This is a genomic window from Duganella sp. CF402 (genome assembly GCF_900109645.1).
GTDB lineage: Bacteria > Pseudomonadota > Gammaproteobacteria > Burkholderiales > Burkholderiaceae_D > Rugamonas.
Genome location: NZ_FOBG01000001.1, coordinates 1,262,868 through 1,282,098, shown reverse-complemented (window position 1 = coordinate 1,282,098; position 19,231 = coordinate 1,262,868). Strand labels below are relative to the sequence as shown.

Sequence of the window (19,231 nt, the reverse complement as noted above, 5' to 3'; positions counted from 1 at the left end):
GGCGATGAGCCACTATAGCGTAAATATTGCCATAATGGTTTGGCATTCATGACGTATGCGGGTTATATTTTCGCTTATTCATCTTAGCGAGCCTACCTTGTTAATTGTCGCCGTGTCGGTGGTATTTGCGTTGCTGGCCGGCGTATGGTCGGTGGTGAGCGCCATTCGCCTGAAGACCCTGCGCGATGTGGCCCAGTTGCGCAGCAGCGAGAGCGAACGGCGCGCCCGCGTGCTGGCCGATACGTTGCCCCTGTTGATCGCCTACATCGACCACGACCTGCGCTACCGCTTCGCCAACGCCTACTACCGTACCCAATGGGGGCTGGATCCGCAAGCGATGATCGGCCAATCGGTGACCGAGGTATTCGGCGCCGCCGCCGAGCCGTGGCTGGACGAATTGCGCGCAGCGTTGTCCGGCTGTCGCTTGCATTTCGAACGCGACTTCGCCGCCGCCGACGGCACCCGCCACTACCTGGTTGACCTGGTACCCGATATTGGCGTCGACGGCAAGGTGGCGGGCTTCTACCTGACCGCCATGAATATCACGGACCGCAAGAACAGCGAGCAGCGCGCCGAAGCGGCCAGCCGCGCCAAGAGCGAATTCGTGGCCAATATGAGCCACGAGATCCGCACCCCGATGAATGCGGTGCTGGGCGTGGCCTACCTGCTGGAGAACACGCCGCTCAGCCACACCCAGAAGGAATACGTCGGCATGATCCGCTCGTCCGGCCAGGTGTTGCTGGGGATTCTCAACGATGTGCTGGACTTTTCCAAGATCGAGGCGGGCCGCATGGAGCTGGCGCCCACCACTTTCCGCCCGCGCCAGTTGCTGGACACGGTGCGTACTGTGATGACGGCGAATGCGGCCGCGCGCGGTATCAGTCTCGTTATCAGCACCGACGCCGATGTGCCGCCGGTGCTGGTGGGCGATGTCACGCGCCTGCAGCAGATCCTGATGAATTTAGTCGGTAATGCGATCAAGTTTACGGAACGCGGCGGCGTCACTGTGCGGGTATCGGTCACGTCGCCGCGCGGCGACGATGGCGTGATGCTGCGCTTCGCGGTGCGCGACACCGGCATTGGCATGGACCCCACGCAGCAGAGCCGCTTGTTCTCGGCCTTCAGCCAGGCCGACGCATCGACCACGCGCCGTTTCGGCGGCACCGGGCTGGGATTGGCGATCTGCCGCCGGCTGGCGGAACTGATGGGCGGCGACATCATGGTGCGCAGCACTCAGGGCACCGGCAGCGAATTTGTGGTGACGCTGCCGTTCCCGCTGGGCGCGGAGGACGGCGAAGCAAGCGTACCGGCGCAGGCTTTGGTGCTACCGCCCGCAGTTACCGCCGTCGCTGTCAAATCAGAGCCGGCGGACGTGGAAGCACCAAGGTTACAGGGCCTGCGCCTGCTGCTGGTGGAGGACCATCCGCTCAACCAGGTGGTTGCGTGCGGCATACTGGAGCAAGCCGGCGCCAGTGTGGAAGTGGCGGAGAACGGCAAGCTGGCCGTTGACCGCCTGCGCGAGCGCGCCTCCGACTACGACATGGTGTTGATGGACGTGCAGATGCCGGTGATGGACGGCTTCGCGGCCACCCGTCACGCGCGCCATGAACTGAGCCTGACGCTGCCCATCCTGGCGATGACGGCGGGCGTAATGCAATCGGAGCAGGATCAGTGCATCGCCGCTGGGATGGACGATTTCATCGCCAAGCCGGTCGACGTGGACCAAATGCTGGACACCATTTCGCGCCACTGGGAAGCAATTCGCGCCGGCTGACGGTAATCCGTCGCAAGGCGCAGCGCCGTCGCAGGGCGGTGGATAAAGTGGGCTCACACTTCATCCACACAGGAGCCCAGCATGTCCCGATTGATGTTTGCCTCGTCGTTTGCCTTATTGTTTGCCGCCGCCGCACCTTCCTTCGCGGCAGAACTGACCATCAGCATAGAAGGCGTTGCCAGCGCCGACGGCCAGGTGATGGTCGCCATCTTCAATTCCGCCGATACCTTCCTGGCCAAGCCGCTGCGCGGGGCCGCCGCGCCGGCGCATGAGGGGACGGTGCAAGTGCAGGTGGCCGACCTGCCGGCTGGCGACTATGCGTTCGCGGTGTACCACGACGCCAACGGCAACGGTAAGCTGGACCGCAATTCGGTCGGCATGCCGACCGAGGACTACGCCTTCAGTAACAACGCCTTCGGCAAGCGCGGCGCGCCGAGCTTCCAGGATGCGCGCATCGCGCTGCCAGCGGACGGCGCAACCATCCGCGTCAGCCTGCGCTGAACGGAGGCCGTGATGATCAATCGCCGTCAATTCATGAGCCTTGCCGCACTGGCTGCGGCGCCGTTCCCCGCGCTGGCCGACGTCGTTATCGGCGCCACCGGCGAGCTTTCCGGCCAGGCCGCAGTGCTGGGCCGCTTGCCTGCAGACCTGAATGGTATTTTTTACCGCAACGGGCCGGGGCGCTTTGAGCTGGGCGGCGAACGCTATCAGCACTGGTTCGACGGCGACGGCTTTGCGCAGCGCTGGCAAATCGCCGACGGCAAGGTAAGCCATGTTGGCCGCTTCGTCGCCACGCAAAAGTTTGAGGATGAAAGCAAGGCAGGGCGCTTCCTGTATCCGGCGTTCGGCAGCTACTTCGAGCGCAAAGGCTATAAGAACAACGACACTATCAACACAGCCAACACCAATCTGCTGCCGTTCAATGGCGGCGTGTACGCGCTGTGGGAAGGCGGCTCGGCCATCGAACTGGATCCGCAAACGCTGGCCACGCGCGGCATCAAGACCTGGCGCAGCGATTTGAAGGCGATGCCGTTTTCCGCGCATCCGAAAATCGATCCGGATGGCGGCTTGTGGAACTTCGGCACCGCACCGGGCGCGGATAAACTGGTGATCTATCGCCTGAACGCCAAGGGCGAGGTCGCGCGTACCGTCATCATCCCGGTGCCGCAGCTAAACATGGTGCACGACTTTGTGGTCAGCGGCCGCCACCTGATCTTTCTGCTGGCTCCTTACGACTTTGAAGCCGGCCCGGGGCGCAGCCTGCGCGACTGCCTGCAATGGGCGGGCGAGCGCCGGCCGATGCGCGCGGTGGTCGTCGCCAAGGACACGCTCACGGTGCGCCAGGTATTCGAACTGCCTGCATGCTCGGTTTTCCATTTCGGGAATGCGTATGAAGACGGCGGCTGCACGCGATTCGACGCAATCCTGTACCAAGGCGACGCGCTGCTCAAGACCACGCTGGAAACACAGGCAGCATTACGCAAACCGGGCGACAATCCCGGCGCCACGGTGCAAATCACGCTCGATCACGCTAGCGGGCAGGCGCGCGAGGCGCGGCTGTTCGGCGCCAGCGAATTTCCACGCGTGGCGCCGCAGGCAGTGTCGTCGCGCCACCGCAAGCTGCTGGTGCTGGGTGCAAGCGGCTATGATCTGACGCTCGATAGCGTCAACATGATCGATACCGACAGCGGCAAAGTGGACGGCTATGCATTCGGCGCGGGTTGGCAGGTCGAGGAGCACGTGCTGGTGCCGCGCCGCAGCGCGCGTTCCGAAACCGACGGCTATGTGGTCGGCGTGGCGCAGCACACGCATCACGCCCAAACCGTGCTCACGGTGTTTGATGCGCACAACATCAAGGCCGGTCCGATGGCGTTGGCGCGCCTGCCATATCGCGCACCGGTTTGCTTTCATGGTAACTTTCTGGCGACATGAAAAATTCAACTACCTGCACCACTGCACGCGACGAGATTCCGCCGCTGACACACCCGCTTGAACAGATCCCGCTGTTCCGGCGCTGGCCGTCGTCGATGGGACGCAACCTGCTGTACACCGCCATCTGGAGCAGTGCCATGGGCCTGCTGTTCGCGGTGCTGGAGGTGGTCGTCCTGCGCGGCGAAGCGCTGGCGGCGGAATCAATATGGCCCTTGCTGCTGATGTCCAACCTGATTGGCCTGATGATCCATGCCGGTTCGGTGCTGTCCAACCGCTACCTGCATGGCTGGCCGCGCCGCGCGCGCGGGTTGCCGCGCGTGTTATTCAGCATGACGCTGGTCGGCATCAGTGTACCGCTGGGGATCGCGCTGGGGAATTTGATTTGGCGTGGCACCGATCCGGTCAAGCTGCTGTCCAACCGCAGCGTGGTGGCAGAGTCCATTGTGATTGGCATCGGTGTGGCAGTGCTGTTATATCTGGTGCGCAGTTCGGCCGAGCGGCGTCATGAGCGCGACATGGCCGAGGCGCGGCAGGCTGCCCTGGTGGCATCGACTGATCGCATGCTGGCCGAGGCCAAGCTGCGCGCCTTGCAGGCGCAGATCGAGCCGCACTTCCTCTACAACACGCTGGCGAATGTGCTTAGCCTGATCGCTACTCAACCGGCGCAGGCGCAGTACATGCTGGAACGCTTCATCGACTATCTGCGCGCCAGCCTGGCCGCCAGCCGCAGCGAAGAGGCCACGCTGGCCTCCGAGGCCGGCCTGATTGCCGCCTATCTGGACGTGCTGGCCGTGCGCATGGGAGACCGCCTGCGCTACCGGATCGAGCTGCCGGATGAACTGCGCCAGTTCAGGATCGCGCCAATGCTGCTGCAACCGGTGGTGGAGAACGCCATTGCGCACGGCCTTGAGCCGAAGGTGGAGGGCGGCGAGATCGTGGTCAGTGCGCAGATGGAGGATGGGCATGTATGCGTGCGCATCAGCGACACCGGCGTGGGATTCAACGAGTCGGCGCCGCGCAAGCCGGGCGGCGGTGTTGGACTGAGTAACCTGCGCGAACGTCTGCGCAGTTTGTACGGCGCCGGGGCTAAGGTAGAATTGTTGGAAAATCAACCTTGCGGCATGACGGTGCGCCTCATGCTGCCTTTGAATGCGAGCGAAACATCGATACCATCCGCGCCCTGATTGCAGACGACGAAGCACATCTGCGTGAGTACCTTGAAGGTCAGCTGAAAACCGTATGGCCTGAATTGCGCGTGGTCGCGCGCGCGGCCAACGGCCTTGAAGCGCTGGCCATGACTGACGAACATGCGCCGGATGTGGTGTTCCTCGATATCCGCATGCCCGGCCTCACCGGGCTGGATGTGGCGGCGCGATTGGTGGCGGGCGGCAAGCCACCGCACATCGTGTTCGTCACCGCCTTCGACCAGTATGCGGTGGAGGCATTCGAGCACTCGGCGGTGGATTATCTGCTCAAGCCTGCGAGCCTGGAGCGGCTTGAGAAAACCGTCGCCAAGCTGAAAGCGCGGCTTGCAACGCCTTCTGCCGCAGTGCCGGCGGCGGCCTTGCAGGCATTGCTGGCGCATTTGAGCGCAGCGCCAGCGGCGGCGGTGGCAGCACCGGCGCCGCTGCAATGGATCCGCGCCTCGCATGGCGAGGAAACGCGCTTGATCCCGATCGAGGACGTGATCTACTTCCAGAGCAACGACAAGTACACCAGCGTGTTCGTGGCGGATGGCGAGAGTTTGATACGGACGCCGATCAGCAAGCTGCGCGAGCAGCTCGATGAACAGCAGTTCTGGCAGATACACCGTAGCGTGATTGTCGCCGCGCGCCATGTTGCAGGCACGCGGCAGGACTTTCGCGGACGCTTGATGGTGCAGCTGAAGGGCCGCCCGGAACAGTTGGTCGTGAGCCGTAACTACGTCGATCTGTTCCGGGGGATGTAGCTGATTACTTCACGATCACCGGCTTGACGCGCGACGCCGCTTCCTTGGCGTTGACGCGTGCGGTTTCCACATCATCGGCGGTGGCCAGCGCCACGCCCATGCGGCGGCGCGCGAACGATTCCGGTTTGCCAAACAAGCGGATGTCGCTGCCAGGCACTTGCAATGCCTGGGCCACGCCTTCAAAGGCGATACCGGCCGCTTCATGCTGGCCGTAGATCACGGCCGATGCACCCGGCGCTTTCAGCGCCACGTTGACTGGCAAGCCGAGGATGGCCTTGGCGTGCAGTTCGAATTCGCTTTGCACTTGCGTCGCCATCGTCACCATGCCGGTGTCGTGCGGACGCGGGCTCACTTCCGAGAACCAGACCATATCGTTCTTGACGAACAGCTCCACGCCGAACAGGCCCAGGCCACCCAGGTCGCCGGTCACTTTGGCGGCGATGTCGCGCGCGCGCTCCAGCGCCACCGGGTCCATGCGGCATGGCTGCCACGATTCCACGTAGTCGCCTTGCACCTGTACGTGGCCGATAGGGTCGCAGAACTGCGTCACCACCTTGCCGTCCGCGCCCAGCGAGCGCACTGTCAGCAGCGTGATTTCGTAGTCGAAGTCGATGAAGCCTTCCACGATCACGCGGCCCGAATCAACGCGGCTGCCGGCGGCGGCGTAGTCCCACGCCGCTTTGACTTCGGCGGCGCTGTCGATCTTCGACTGGCCTTTGCCCGACGACGACATCACCGGCTTGATCACGCAAGGGAAGCCCACGGCTTCAGCGCCGGCCTGCAGTTCTTCCAGGCTGCTGGCGAAGCGGTATGGCGACGTGGCCAGACCCAGGGTCTCGGCGGCCAGTCGGCGGATGCCTTCGCGGTTCATGGTCAGCTGCGCGGCGCGCGCGGTCGGGATGCAGGTGATTTTGCCAGCCGCTTCCAGCTCCGCCAGTTTGTCGGTGGCGATGGCTTCAATTTCCGGCACCACCAGATCCGGTTTTTCCTGCTCGATCAAGGCGGCCAGCGCGGCGCCGTCGGTCATGTTGATGACGTGGGCGCGGTGCGCAACCTGATGGCCCGGCGCGTTCGGGTAGCGGTCGACCGCAATCACTTCCACGCCCAGGCGTTGCAGCGCGATGATGACTTCCTTGCCGAGTTCACCGGAGCCGAGCAGCATGACTTTGGTGGCGGTAGGGGACAGGGGCGTACCGAGAGTGCGTGGAGTGTGCATGGTGAGGTATCTCAAGTTTAGAAAGAATAAACCAGGGTGACCGACGTTTGTGTGTCGGTGTTTTTCTTGTCAGCCGGGACGTTGGTGTCGTTACGGATGTTGAACGCAGCCTTCATTTGCAGGGTGCCGTTGATCTTGGTGAGCAGCGCGGTTTCGGCCATCGAGTGGATGTTGTCGGTGCCGCGCTCCACGCTGACATTCTGGCGGAATTGCGCGTTGTCGCTCAGCTTCCATTTCAGGGCGGCGGCGCCGCGAATGGTCATGCCGTTTTCGGTATTGCCTTCCGAGCGCACGCCACGGAAGTAGCCCGGACCGATTTCCACGTCCAGCGTGTGGGTGTCCGACTTGTAGGTCTGGGTGCCGTAACCGATGCCGATCGTCGAGTAGCGCGTGTACGCGCCAAATTTGTCGTCGACGTGGGTGGCCAGCGCAAACAGCTTGCCGTGGTCGTCGTGCAGCAGCTTGTAGCCGGCCTTGGCGGACACCGAGTAGCGCTGCGCCGAGCGTTCGCGAATTTTCTCGCCGTTGTCGTCGGTGACTTCTTCATCCTTGAAGTAGCCAGCCAGGATGAACTCATTGCTCCACTTGACCGTTTCCTGCTTGGCGTCGATCTTGCCGGTCACCGAAGTACCGACCGTGTTACCGGAGGTGGAGATGGCGCCAAGTTCTGCGGACGTGTTCCAGCCATGCGCGTCGGCGGGGTCGATCGAATCGGCTGCTGCGGCTTGGCCGGCCAGCAGCGCGGAAAGGATGAGGAGATGTTTCATGAAGACCTGCGTGATACCGAAAGAAGGCGGTATTGTACCCGACATAGACGGACAATGCCGCATGATGGAGGTGCGTGGGCGTACAGAAGGCGCCTGCGTGCGGGCGGATGATGGTGCCACTTATCAGAGGGGCATCGATCATGAAACTTATCTTATGTGTGGTGTTGGCCGTGATGTGGGGCGCAGCCGGCGCAGAGGTGAATAAATGCGTGGATCAGGAAGGCCATGTATTGTTCACTGACGTACCTTGCCCGCAAGGCGACGAGAAGCAGGATGCGGTTGCGCAACCGCCAACTTCATCGTCGTCGCCATCGATGGTCGTGGCGATGCCTGCGCCACGCAGCCGATGGGCTGATTTGCCGCATGGCTTGAAACGCAAGCAGGCGAGTGTTGACGCCAGCACGTTGCAAACCGCGTACCAGTCGATGCTGGCGCAGGACGAACTGCGCAAGCCGCGTCGTTTGCTCAGCGCGCGTTGACGTAGTCTTCCAATCCTGCCGCCAGTGCTTTGTAGACCGCTGCGCAAGCCGGATTGGCGCGCAAGTTTTCGTGTATGACCAGCCAGGTATCGAGCGGGATGGTCAGCAGGTCAGGCAGCACGCGCACCAGCGCCGGATCGCGCTGCGCCAGCCGCACCTGGCAGATGCCAATGCCGAGCCCCGCGCGGATCGAGGACAGGTGAACCAGGTCGCTGTCGCTGCGGATCGCGTAGCTGCCGCTTTCCAGCTCCCCGAGCAGCGGCATGAACTTGCGGGCCCGCGCGCTCTCCCGATCCATGCCGATCAGCGCATGTTGCGCCAGCTCCTGCCAGGTGCGCGGCATGCCGTGGCGCTCCAGGTAGTCGCGGCGCGCATGGAAACCAAGGTCGATATTGCCGATGCGGCGCGCCACCAGCAAATCCTGCTCCGGACGCTGCATGCGCACGGCGATGTCGGCGTCGCGCCGCAGCAGGTTCTCGATACGGTTGGACGACGCCAGTTCGATGGTGATGCCGGGATGGCTGGTGCGCAGTTTGGCCAGTATCGGCGGCAGCACTTCGACGCTGACCACTTCACTGGCGGTGACGCGCACCGAGCCTGTGATCTCCTCATCTTCGCCGAGCTTCATGCCGGAGGCGGTGCGCAGCAGCGCGGTCGATGCTGAGGCCAGCGTTTCCGCATAAGGTTGCAGCGCGAGCGCGGCCTCGGTGGCGATGAAGCCGGACTGCGAACGCGTGAACAGCGGCAGGCCTAGCGATTGTTCCAGCGCGTCGATATGGCGGCCGACGGTCGGCTGCGTGAGGCCCAGCGCCCGCGCGGCGCCCGATAGCGACCCTTCCTGCAGCACGGACAGGAAGGAGCGGTACAAATCCCAGTTCGGTTCAATCGAGGTCATACGAAATTGTATAGCGACTATGCTCATTTCGGTAATTTTCTTTTAGCTGGCTTCGCGCGACACTGCATCCATCGACACTCACACAGGAGAGCAAAATGGAAGCACTGGTTCTGGGCGCAACGGGCGGTATTGGCGGTGAAGTAGCGCGGTTGCTGGTGGCACGCGGCTGGCGCGTGAAGGCCTTGCACCGCTCGGTGCGCGAGGGCGACGGCCTGCAGTGGATCGCCGGCGACGCCATGAACCGCGACGACGTGGTGCGCGCGGCGCAAGGCGTGCAGCTGATCGTGCATGCCGTGAATCCGCCCGGCTACCGCAACTGGGGCCAGTTGGTGCTGCCGATGATCGACAACACCATTGCGGCGGCGCGCGCGTCCGGCGCCCGCATCCTGCTGCCGGGGACTGTCTACAACTACGGACCGGACGTGCTGCCGCACATCCACGAAGATGCGCCGCAGCGGCCTGTCACCCGCAAAGGTGCGATCCGCGCCGAGATGGAGCAGCGCCTGAAGGATAGCGGATTGCCGGTGCTGATTGTGCGGGCGGGGGATTTCTTCGGGCCGAAGGCCGGTAATAGCTGGTTTGCGCAGGGACTGGTCAAGCCGGGTAAGCCGGTGACGTCGATCAGTAATCCTTCCGCGCCGGGCGTGGGCCACCAGTGGGCCTACCTGCCGGATGTGGCGGAGACGATGGTGCGCCTGGTGGAGCGAGCCGACACGCTGCCGCAGTTCGCCAGCTACCAGATGGCCGGTCACTGGGATGCGGACGGCACGCAACTGCCGGCCGCCATCGCACGCGCCTCCGGAAAACCGGAGCTGCGCGCCAGCGCCTTCCCTTGGTGGCTGACCTGGGTCGCTGCACCGTTCGTGCCGGTATTCCGCGAACTGCGCGAGATGCGCTACCTGTGGCGCCAACCGGTGCGCATGTCGAATGCGCGCCTGCTGGCGGTGCTGGGCAGCGAGCCGCATACGCCGCTGGACCTGGCGGTACAGCGCACCTTGCAGGGGCTGGGCTGCCTGGCGTAGGCGTTAAATGCCGCTACATGCGCGGTTCGCCGGTTTTGCTATTGACGGCGACGGTCGATCCCGGTGGTGTGCTCATTTGCACGCGATGCTCGACGCCGCGATAGTTATAGGTCACGTCCCAGTACTCCGGCTTCTGGTTACCGACAGTTTCACAGCGGCGCACGTCGCGCGAAGAGCTGTTGTTCTGGTTAGCCATGTTGTTGCCGATGGCTGCACCCGCCACGGCGCCGCCGGCCGTGGCGATATCGCGGCCGGTGCCGCCGCCGACCTGGTGGCCAAGGATGCCGCCGATCAGCGCACCGGCAATTACGCCGCCGGCGTTAGGGCGCGAAGGTTCGTTGACCTGCTGGCGCTCGACCCAGCAGCGCTGCTCCGGCGCGCCAACCACCGCGTGCACCGAGCTGACCGGCACCTCGACTATGCGCTCGCTTGGGCGGCGGCGCCACTCGTAGCTCGGCTGCGCCAGCGGCGGCGGTGCTTCGTTGTCGTAGCGGTCGCGCGCCTTCACCGGGCGCACCGATGAGATGCGGTTGTTCAGGCCCATGCCGCCCAGCGTCTCGTAGCTGCCTTTACGCAGAATCATGCACTGGCCACGGAAGTTGGCGTCTTCGCAGACCTCCCATTGTCCGCGCTCGACGACTACCGAAGAGGCACGGTCATTGAAGCCGTTGCGCGACAGGTCGCGCACTTGTCCGTTGGCGGTAAATGCGCGGCCGCGCCAGCCGTCTGCCTCGTAGAAGGTGACTTGCGCGAATGCCTGTGCGGTCATGCCGGCGGCGACAGCGGCCACGGCGAACTTCATCGTCTTGTTCATTATCTTCTCCTGTTGGGATGAAGCCCGAGGATGGACGATTTTGGCGCCGCACTCTGTACGGCGGCGCACAAAGGCAAGGGTTAGCCGAGCGCAAGCCCGGCTAACCTCGCAAGGGAGAGCGTGCCGACGAAGGCGGCCAACGGGATGGCGCTGCGCGGCCAGTACGGCAGCTGCAGCGCGGCTGCCAGTGCGCCAACCGTGAGCACGCCGAGCCAGGCGACGCAGCCCGCGCCTGCGCCCCACAGCAGCACGCAAGGCAGCAGGGCGAGGATCAGCAGCACGCTGCCGGCGGCGCGCAGCATACTGCGGCGGCGCCCCGGCGCGTCGCAGCCGTACACCTGGCGATGATGGCGGTCGATTGCCAGCGACAGCGCTGCCATGCCGGCGTAGCTCAGCCCCAGTGCGGTCATGACGATGGAAGCGTAAGCCATCATGCGGCCTTTCGGTTGGCGGTTGCGGAGATGCTGCTGCGGCGGCCGATACGCGCTGCGACGATAGCCAGCAGCACGCCGATGGCGATGGCCGTCAGCTCGACGGCCGCGCGCTCAAGGTCGCGCCGTTCTAGATAGGCCAGCAGGTGCTGGCCGGTGCTGGCAAAGTTCAGCAGCGGCAGCGCTACGCACAGTGCTGCGCATGTGGCCAGCTGTTCGCTCCAGGCCTGCGCAGCTGGACGCCAGGCGGCATGCGCCAGCGCGGCCGCCCATACGCCGAAGAAAGCGGCGACCTCCCATTCATGGCGCTCCGGCAGTCCCAGTGGCAGCAGGCGGTTGGACCACAGGAAGCCGATACAGGCCAGCGACAGCCCGGCGATGGCGGCCACGTTCAGCACGTCGATCGCACGGTAGACGCGCGGCGTGGCGGCGCCGAATTCGTTCAGCGATTTCTGGCGGCGCTTCACCATGAACAGGATGGCGCCGGTCGCCATCATCGCCGTTCCGGCCATGCCAGCCACGAAGTACAGCCATCGGATCACTGCGCCGGCGAAGTGCAGGCGATGCAGTTCATCCAGCGTGACCAGCGTGGCGCGCGCGCCGTTGGGCGGAGCGCGGTGCGGCATCTCGGTTTCCAGCAGCCCGCCGCTGACGCCATCAAACTTCATCACACCGCGCTTGCTCAGCAGCTTGCCCTCCTGCGTGTCGGGCGAGGTGGTGCCGTAGACCTGCACCGTCATCGCCGCGTCGCCGGGGTGATTGACCACTACGGCGAATGCCGGCGCATGGAAGGTCGCCTCGGCCAGGCGCACCAACGGATCCAGCGCCGTCAGCACGCCCGGGTGGCCCGATGGCGTGCTCTCCGGGCCGTACTCGCGCACCTGCGCCGGCTCGCCGGTTCGCAGTTCCTGCGCCCAGCTCACCGCCGGCATGTAAGTGCTCCAGCTGATGGCCAGGCCGCTGTACACGATCATGAACAGGAAGGGCAGCGTCAGCACGCCGGCCAGGTTGTGCGCGTCCAGCCACGAACGCTGGCCCTTGGCGGGACGGAAGGTAAAGAAGTCCTTGAAAATACGCTTGTGCGTGATGACGCCTGAAATCAGCGCCACCAGCATCGCGGCCGACGCCACACCGACGATCCACAAGCCTACCGTGCCCGCGTGCAGGGCATGATGGAACTCGACGAAATGCATGCCGCCCAACGTGTCGCGCACCGTACTGGCTTCTTCCGGCATGGCCGCGCCGGTGATGCTGGACAGGTGGGCGTCTTCGTACATGCCGCGCTCATTCAGCCAGAACACCTGAAATTCGTCCTTGCCGGGACGCGGCCACAGTTCCCACATCTTGCTGTGGGCCGCGTGCTGTTCAAGGTAGCGCAGGCCATGCTTCAGCTGCACGCCATGATCAAGCGGCTCGGCAAACGGCGCCGTCGCCGTTTCATGCACCTTCTCCGGCCGCATCCAGTCGGAGATCGGATCGACGAACACGCTCAGGGTGCCGGTCAGGAAGATGGCGAAAGCCAGCCAGCACACCCACAGACCGGCCCACGTGTGCAGCCACGCCATGCGCTGGCGCAGACCGCCCGCAACCGCGCCGACGTTGCCGCGCCGCGTGGCAAAGCCCCAGGCGACCAGCGGCGCATACAAGGCCAGGCCGAGCAACGCGCCGCCCAGCATGGCGTCGCTGCCCGGGCCATTGAGCGACGACAGCAGCGCCGCGCCGATGGACGCGAACAGGTACGCGCCAAATATGATGATGGCGATGCGCTTCATGATTAACGGAAGCGGTAGTTCAGCGACAGCATCACGTTGCGCGGATCACCATAGAAACCGCCGGCTGCCGACGAGTAGTACTTCTTGTCCAGCAGATTGTTGACGTTCAGCGTGGCCGACAACTCTTTGGTCAGGCGATAGCGCGCCATCAGCGCCACCAGCGCATAACTTTGCTGCGTGAAGCGTTCGCCGTTCGGACCTGCGCCGTTGGTATAAACCTCGCCTTGCCAGTTGACGCCACCGCCCACGGTCAGCTTGTTGATGTCGTAGCTGGTCCACAGCTTGAAGTTGTTCAGCGGCTGGCCGGTTTGCAGGCGCTGGCCTTGGGCGTCTTCGATACGCGAGTGGGCATAGCCCGCAGTCAGATGCCAGCCCGGTTGCAGTTGGCCGGAGACTTCCAGCTCGTAGCCCTTGGCTGTTGCGCCTTGCACCGTGTGGTAGGCGTAAGTGCCGCCGCCGGCCGGCAGCAACAGCATGTCGGAGTCTATCTCGGCCAGGTTATCCTGCTTCATGTGGAATACCGAGAAGCTGGTGCTCAACAGGCCATTCAGCAGGTCGCCCTTGATGCCCACTTCGGCGTTGTTGCCTTCCAGTGGCGCCAGCAGGCGGTTGTTGCGGTCGCGGTAGGTCTGCGGCGAGAAGATGCTGGTGTAGCTGGCATAGCCCGACCACGCCGGTGTGAAGTTGTAGACCGCGCCGGCATAGGGCGTGAGCTTGCCGTTCTTGCGGAAATCGTCGCTGATGGTCGGCGCGCCGAATTCCACGTATTTGGTGTCGCGCGACCAGTTGGTTATGCGCGCGCCCAGGATCAGCGACAGGTCGTCGGTCGGACGCAGGCGCATGGAGCTGTAGCCAGCCAGTTGTTTTTCGCGTTCCAGCGTGCTGCCGATTATTTTGCCGTTGTAGCCAGGCGTCGGCGAGTTGCCGTTCCAGGTGAAGAAGTTCGGCACCGTGGCGTCGTAACCCGGCAGGACCCACGCCGGATAGCTCGGGCCTTTCAGTTCCATGCGCGAGGCGCTCATGCCGAACACCAGTTCATGCTTGCGGCCGAAGGCGGTGAACGGGCCGCTGGCGTAGGCGTCTGCGGTGACTTGTTCCGGTTTGGACACCCATTTGGTCACCCACAGCGACAGGCCGGCGCCGGTGTTTTTATCGAGCTGGCCGCGCATGGCGTAGCTTTGCACCGCGTCGTATTGATTGGCGGCGTAATTGATGGCCAGCTTGGCGCTCCATTCGTTGTCGAAGAAGTGCTCCAGCGTGGCGAAGCCCAGGCTTTGCTTGCGCTTGTAGTACGAGTATTCGGCGGCGCTGTTGGTCGAACGCGGGAAGTCGGTCAGCGTGCCGTCGCTGTAGTACGCGACGAAGCGGCGGCTTGCGCCGTCCAGTATCTCGTTCTGGTAGATCAGGCCTGCGCTCAGCAGCGTGGATGGCGTGACGTCCGCTTCGACTACGCCGTAGAACAGATCCTTGTCCTGGTGGTAGCGGTCGATGAAGGAATGATCGTCCTGCTGGGCCACCACGATGCGGCTGCGCACGTGCTTATCTTCGCTCAGCGGCGCGGAGATGTCGGCCTGCGCGCGGAATCGGTCCCACGAACCGGCCTGCAACTCAAAGTCCGCGTGCAGTTCGCGCGATGGGCGCTTGCGTACCAGATTGACAGCGGCGGCCGGGCTGCCGGTGCCACCCATCAGGCCCGCCGCGCCGCGCACTACTTCGATACGCTCGTAGATATTGGCGTCGAAGCCGGATGGCTCTACCAGCTTGGTGGTCGGGATGCCGTCGAACAGGAAGGTGTCGATGACGAAGCCGCGCGAGTACATCTGGTCAGTCTCGCGGGTGGCCGACGAGTGGTCCAGCGTGATGCCGGTGGTTTGCGCCACCACGTCCTGCAGCGTTTCCAGGCGCTGGTCTTCGATGCGCTGGCGTGTCATGACGCTGACGGCCTGCGGTGTTTCGCGGATCGACAGTTCAAGGCCGGTGGCGCCGGTGCTGCGTTGCTGGCCGGGCGAGCCGTCGGTCACGCCGTGAACTTCCACCTGCGCCAGCGTGGCGGGTGCGGCGGCAGCAGGGCCGGCCGCCGGTGCGCCCGCGCGTTTTTGCAGCGTCAAGGTACCGTCGGTGCGGGCGACCAGTACCAGGCTGGTGCCGGATAACAGGTGTTCCAGCGCGGCGCGCGGGGTATAGCTGCCGTGCAGCGCAGGGCTGGTCATGCCCTCAGTCAGCGCCGGGTCGAAGGACAACGAAATACCTGCGCCGACCGCCACGCCGGACAAGGTGCGGCCCAATGGGCCGGCCGGCAGCTGGTAGGTTTGCGCAGCGGCGGCCGGCGCTTCGGCGGCGATGGCAGCGTGGTGAACGTGGGCGGCGGCCAGCGTCATGCTGAACAGGGCGATGCGAACGGCGCGCGGCAGGCGGCGCTCGGACGAGGTAGGACGTGCAAAGGACATGGAAGAGACTCTCTTTAAAATGGTTTCAGTCTCTTTGCCAGCCGAGCCGCAAAAAAGTATCAGCCCGGATCAACTATTTTAGTTGCGCGGAACAAGCGTGATCCAGTAGCCGCGCAGGCGCTGCACCGCGTCGACCGGATAAGTGGACACCAGCATGTCCAGCGTGCGCTCGCTGTCAGCGATGGGGAAGGCGCCGGAGACGCGCAAGGCCGCCAGCGCCGGGTCCACGCGCACTACGCCGTGGCGGTAGCGCGACAGCTCGGCCACCAATTCGTCGAGCCGCATCCGGTCGGCCAGCAGCATGCCGGTAGTCCAGGCGGCAAGGGCGGGATCGATGGCGCGAGCCGGAGCGATGTGGTGCTGGTTGAAGCGGGTCTGGCTGCCGGCGGCGATGGTTAAGGCGGCGTTGGCGCCCTTGGCCGGCGTGATGCGTACCGCGCCCTCCAGTACCGACAGGGAGGTGCTGCATTCATTGCGGCGCACGTTGAATACGGTGCCCAGCGCTTGCATCATGCCCTCGGCGGTGCGCACACGCAGCGGACGGCGGTCATGTGCCGGGCTGCTGCGCACCAGAATTTCGCCGTTGCGCAGGACGATCAGCCGTTCGCCGTCGCTGAACTGCACGTCGATGGCGCTGGCGGTGTTGAGTGTGACGCTGGTGCCGTCGGCCAGTGTCAGCGTGCGGTGCTCGCCAACGGCGGTGTGGATCTCGCCGGACCACGGCTGCGATTCGGCGTAGCGCCATGCGCTCCAGCCTACCGGCACGGTCAGCATCAGGGCGGCGATGCGGGTGATGGCGGCGCGGCGCGCGGCGTCCGGCTTGCGGTTCAGGACCGGCATCGCCAGCTCCGGCGGCAGCGTATCAAGCTTGCCCATTAATTGCTCGGCGCGCGCCCATGCCAGGGCGTGCTGCGGATCACTGCTGCGCCATTGTTCGCAGGCGGCGCGGTCGGCATTGGTGGCGCCGTCCTGCAGGCGCACCAGCCATTCCGCCGCCTGTTCCAGCGCCTGTGGCGAGACGCGCGCGTTCATACAGCGTCCTCCATCGCCAGCAGGCATTGCAGGAAGGCCTGCTTCATATAGCGCTTGATGGTGATGAGCGACAGATCGAGGCGCGTCGCAATCTCGGCGTAGCCCATGCCGTCCAGTTGCGACAACAGGAAGGCTTGCCTGACCTTGGGCGGCAGCGTATCGAGCATGGCGTCGATGTCGTGCAGGGTTTCGAGGATCACCATGCGCTGTTCCGGCGAAATGGCGGTCGGCTCGGGCAGGGCGGCCAATGCCTCCAGGTAGACGCGCTCCAGCGACTGGCGCTGGAACCAGTTGACCAGTACACCTTTGGCGACGGTGGTGAGATAGGCGCGCGGCTCCACCAGTACAGTTAAATCGCTGCGCCCGAGGATGCGGGTAAAGGTGTCCTGCGCCAGATCGTCGGCATCATGGGTGTTACCCAGCTTGGCGCACAGCCAGCGGTGGAGCCAGGAGTGGTGCTTGCTGTACAGGGCGGTGAAGTGGGGATGCGGGACAGCGCTGGTCATTTTATGAGAATGCGAATTATTCTCATTAATTCTACATGAGGCGACCTGTCATCGCAACCGGATCAGGGCTCGACCGAGTGGGTGCGTTTCAGGCAGCGCAGTACAAAGGTGGAGCGGCTGTGCTTCAGGCCCGGCAGTTTGTACAGCTTCTTGCGCAGGAATTCTTCGTAGCCTGCGGTGCCGGCCACGGCGACCTTGATCAGATAATCGTAGTCGCCGGTGAGCAGGTAGGCTTCCATCACTTCCGGCAGCTTGGCCAGCGCGGCGCCAAATTTGTCGAAGATATCGTCGTCGTGACGGTCCAGCGTCACCTCGATGATCACGGTGTCCGGGTAGCCCAGCGCGGTCTGGCTGATCAGGGCCGTGTAGCCTTCGATCATGCCGCCGTCTTCCAGCGCACGTACGCGGTTCCAGCATGGCGTGGTCGACAGGCCGACCTTTTCCGCCAGTTTGGTGTTACTCAGACGGCCGTCTTTGCGCAGTTCGCGCAAGATGCGGCGATCCAGTTCGTCGATTTCCATAAGAATGAAATTCCATCAATTAGCAAATGAATGGAAGAATGTACTACACATTGGCGAATTTGACGTAAATTCAAGAAGCCTATTTTTGGCGTTGTTCGCTATGCTAGCAGCATGGAAACCACACAAAAAAGCTACCGATTCTGCATCGAGCCGGATGCGCCTATCGCCACGCTGGAAACGGCGTTGCAGGTGGTGCGCCGTTTGAATATTGAGTTGCGCGCGCTGCGCACCACCTCCACGCCGCATGGCATGGAGGTGCAGATGCGCCTTGCGGCCGAAGAGGAGGATATTCTGACGTTATGCCGCATGCGCCTGCACAATCTGGTCGGCGTGCTGCCGATCAGGCTACATAGCTGTACTTGATCAGGAAGACGATGGCGATCACCCACACCACCGGCTTGACCTGGCGCGCCTGGCCGGTCAGCAGTTTCAGGCCGGCGTAGGTGATGAAGCCAAAGGCGATGCCGTGCGCGATCGAGTAGGTGAACGGGATCACCAGCGCGGTGATCGCAGCCGGCACGCTCTCGGTGGTGTCGCTCCAGTCGATGTCGATGAAGTCGCGCAGCATCAGGCAGGCCACGAACAACAGCGCCGGTGCGGTGGCGTAGGCCGGCACCACGCCGGCGATCGGCGCGAAGAACAGCGCTGCCAGGAACAGGCCTGCCACCACCACTGCGGTCAGGCCGGTGCGCCCGCCCGCTTGCACGCCGGCCGCGCTTTCCAGATAGGCGGTGGTGCTGGAGGTGCCCAGCACCGAGCCGGCGACGATGGCGCAGCTGTCGGCCAGCAGCGCCTTGTTCAGGCGTTCCATGCGGCCGTTGACCAGCAGACCGGCGCGCGAGGCCACGCCCATCAGGGTGCCGGTGGCGTCGAACAGTTCGACCAGGAAGAACACCAGCACCACGTTGAACAGGCCCATATGCCAGGCGCCCGGCAGGTCGAGGTGCAGCAGCGTGGCCGAAATCGACGGCGGCAGCGACATGAAGCCGTGGAAGGTATTCCCGCCGAAGAAGAAGCTCAGCACCGTCACCGAGACGATGCCGATCAACAGCGCGCCCGGCACTTTGAGGCGGTCCAGCGTGACGATCAGCATGAAGCCGAAGATGGCCATGATGGTGTGCGGATTGTGCATGTCGCCCACGCGCACCAGCGTTTCAGGATTGGCGACCACCAGGCCGGCGCTCTTCATCGCGATCAGCGCCAGGAACAGGCCCAGGCCCACGGTGATGGCCACGCGCAGTGAATGCGGAATGCCATTGACGATATGCTCGCGCACTTTAAACAGGCTGACGATGATGAACAGGCAGCCCGAGATGAACACTGCGCCCAGCGCAGATTGCCACGGCACGCCCATGCCCAGCACCACGGCGTAGGCGAAGTAGGCGTTCAGGCCCATGCCCGGCGCCATGCCGATCGGGTAGTTGGCGTACAGGCCCATGATGATGGTGCCCAGCGCCGCCGCGAGGCAGGTGGCGACGAAGACCGCATCTTTCGGCACACCGGCGTCGCCGAGGATGGCGGGGTTGACGAAAATGATATACGCCATCGTCAGGAAGGTGGTCACGCCCGCCACGACTTCGGTACGGACGGTGGTGCCGTGTTCGGAGAGCTTGAAAAATTGGTTAAGTAAAGACATGGCGCGCCCCTGCTAAAACGACGAGGGGCGAAGAATAGC

The 19,231-nt window shown here is 64.1% G+C and carries 19 protein-coding genes; 8 read left to right on the top strand and 11 right to left on the bottom strand.

Annotated elements, in window-relative coordinates; genetic code table 11:
- The first annotated feature begins 97 nt into the window (after positions 1-97).
- The 5 genes from BMZ70_RS05810 to BMZ70_RS05790 all read left to right on the top strand — a co-directional run bounded on the left by BMZ70_RS05810 (position 98) and on the right by BMZ70_RS05790 (position 5,654).
- Positions 98-1,774 carry a PAS domain-containing sensor histidine kinase gene (locus BMZ70_RS05810; protein ID WP_229205310.1) on the top strand — a complete coding sequence of 559 codons (1,677 nt, stop codon included), beginning with the start codon at positions 98-100 and terminating at the stop codon, positions 1,772-1,774.
- A gap of 81 nt (positions 1,775-1,855) precedes the next feature.
- Positions 1,856-2,275, top strand: coding sequence for a DUF2141 domain-containing protein (locus BMZ70_RS05805; protein ID WP_229205309.1), 420 nt, complete (start codon positions 1,856-1,858; stop codon positions 2,273-2,275).
- A 12-nt stretch (positions 2,276-2,287) separates the two neighbouring features.
- On the top strand, positions 2,288-3,706 hold the full coding sequence (locus BMZ70_RS05800; RefSeq protein ID WP_092271151.1) for a carotenoid oxygenase family protein: 1,419 nt from the start codon (positions 2,288-2,290) through the stop codon (positions 3,704-3,706).
- A complete protein-coding gene (locus BMZ70_RS05795) occupies positions 3,703-4,890 on the top strand; it encodes a sensor histidine kinase (protein ID WP_092271149.1) in 1,188 nt (395 codons plus the stop codon). Before BMZ70_RS05800 ends, BMZ70_RS05795 begins: the two co-directional genes overlap by 4 nt.
- A 20-nt stretch (positions 4,891-4,910) precedes the next feature.
- Entirely contained in the window at positions 4,911-5,654 is a 744-nt protein-coding gene (locus tag BMZ70_RS05790; protein WP_229205454.1) for a LytR/AlgR family response regulator transcription factor, read from the top strand.
- 4 nt (positions 5,655-5,658) lie between these two features.
- On the opposite strand, the gene purT is transcribed toward BMZ70_RS05790, so the two are convergent.
- The gene (gene purT, locus BMZ70_RS05785; RefSeq protein WP_092271147.1) at positions 5,659-6,870 is read right to left on the bottom strand and encodes a formate-dependent phosphoribosylglycinamide formyltransferase; all 1,212 of its coding nucleotides are present in this window, start codon (positions 6,868-6,870) and stop codon (positions 5,659-5,661) included.
- A gap of 17 nt (positions 6,871-6,887) precedes the next feature.
- Positions 6,888-7,637 (bottom strand): DUF481 domain-containing protein, encoded by a 750-nt coding sequence (locus tag BMZ70_RS05780; RefSeq protein WP_092271144.1) that lies wholly within the window; start codon positions 7,635-7,637, stop codon positions 6,888-6,890.
- 140 nt (positions 7,638-7,777) lie between these two features.
- On the opposite strand from BMZ70_RS05780, the gene BMZ70_RS05775 reads away from it, so the two are divergent.
- Entirely contained in the window at positions 7,778-8,116 is a 339-nt protein-coding gene (locus BMZ70_RS05775) for a DUF4124 domain-containing protein (RefSeq protein WP_165403523.1), read from the top strand.
- Here the strand turns inward: BMZ70_RS05775 and BMZ70_RS05770 are convergent.
- Positions 8,103-9,011: a LysR family transcriptional regulator gene (locus BMZ70_RS05770; RefSeq protein WP_092271138.1), complete on the bottom strand. Its 909-nt coding sequence runs from the start codon at positions 9,009-9,011 to the stop codon at positions 8,103-8,105. The genes BMZ70_RS05775 and BMZ70_RS05770 overlap by 14 nt on opposite strands.
- 95 nt (positions 9,012-9,106) lie before the next feature.
- On the opposite strand from BMZ70_RS05770, the gene BMZ70_RS05765 reads away from it, so the two are divergent.
- Positions 9,107-10,033 carry an NAD(P)H-binding protein gene (locus BMZ70_RS05765; RefSeq protein ID WP_092271135.1) on the top strand — a complete coding sequence of 309 codons (927 nt, stop codon included), beginning with the start codon at positions 9,107-9,109 and terminating at the stop codon, positions 10,031-10,033.
- Between the two features lie 13 nt (positions 10,034-10,046).
- On the opposite strand, the gene BMZ70_RS29185 is transcribed toward BMZ70_RS05765, so the two are convergent.
- From BMZ70_RS29185 to BMZ70_RS05730, 7 genes are all read right to left on the bottom strand, one after another.
- Positions 10,047-10,847 carry a beta/gamma crystallin-related protein gene (locus tag BMZ70_RS29185; RefSeq protein WP_092271132.1) on the bottom strand — a complete coding sequence of 267 codons (801 nt, stop codon included), beginning with the start codon at positions 10,845-10,847 and terminating at the stop codon, positions 10,047-10,049.
- Positions 10,848-10,927: 80 nt separating this feature from the next.
- Positions 10,928-11,281, bottom strand: a complete 354-nt coding sequence (locus tag BMZ70_RS05755) for a DUF3325 domain-containing protein (RefSeq protein WP_229205308.1) — start codon at positions 11,279-11,281, stop codon at positions 10,928-10,930.
- Positions 11,278-13,050, bottom strand: coding sequence for a PepSY-associated TM helix domain-containing protein (locus tag BMZ70_RS05750; RefSeq protein ID WP_092271129.1), 1,773 nt, complete (start codon positions 13,048-13,050; stop codon positions 11,278-11,280). Before BMZ70_RS05750 ends, BMZ70_RS05755 begins: the two co-directional genes overlap by 4 nt.
- Before the next feature lie 2 nt (positions 13,051-13,052).
- Complete coding sequence (locus tag BMZ70_RS05745) at positions 13,053-15,497, bottom strand: TonB-dependent siderophore receptor (RefSeq protein WP_092271126.1); 2,445 nt, start codon at positions 15,495-15,497, stop codon at positions 13,053-13,055.
- Between the two features lie 78 nt (positions 15,498-15,575).
- On the bottom strand, positions 15,576-16,529 hold the full coding sequence (locus tag BMZ70_RS05740; RefSeq protein ID WP_092271123.1) for a FecR domain-containing protein: 954 nt from the start codon (positions 16,527-16,529) through the stop codon (positions 15,576-15,578).
- Complete coding sequence (locus tag BMZ70_RS05735) at positions 16,526-17,035, bottom strand: sigma-70 family RNA polymerase sigma factor (RefSeq protein ID WP_092271120.1); 510 nt, start codon at positions 17,033-17,035, stop codon at positions 16,526-16,528. The genes BMZ70_RS05740 and BMZ70_RS05735 overlap by 4 nt, the downstream gene beginning before the upstream one ends.
- Positions 17,036-17,097: 62 nt before the next feature.
- Positions 17,098-17,556 carry an Lrp/AsnC family transcriptional regulator gene (locus BMZ70_RS05730; RefSeq protein WP_092271116.1) on the bottom strand — a complete coding sequence of 153 codons (459 nt, stop codon included), beginning with the start codon at positions 17,554-17,556 and terminating at the stop codon, positions 17,098-17,100.
- Between the two features lie 111 nt (positions 17,557-17,667).
- Here BMZ70_RS05730 and BMZ70_RS05725 point away from each other — a divergent pair, with 111 nt between their 5' ends.
- Positions 17,668-17,919 carry a hypothetical protein gene (locus BMZ70_RS05725; RefSeq protein ID WP_092271113.1) on the top strand — a complete coding sequence of 84 codons (252 nt, stop codon included), beginning with the start codon at positions 17,668-17,670 and terminating at the stop codon, positions 17,917-17,919.
- Here the strand turns inward: BMZ70_RS05725 and BMZ70_RS05720 are convergent.
- Positions 17,897-19,192, bottom strand: coding sequence for an NCS2 family permease (locus tag BMZ70_RS05720; RefSeq protein WP_092271110.1), 1,296 nt, complete (start codon positions 19,190-19,192; stop codon positions 17,897-17,899). The genes BMZ70_RS05725 and BMZ70_RS05720 overlap by 23 nt on opposite strands.
- Positions 19,193-19,231 lie beyond the last annotated feature (39 nt).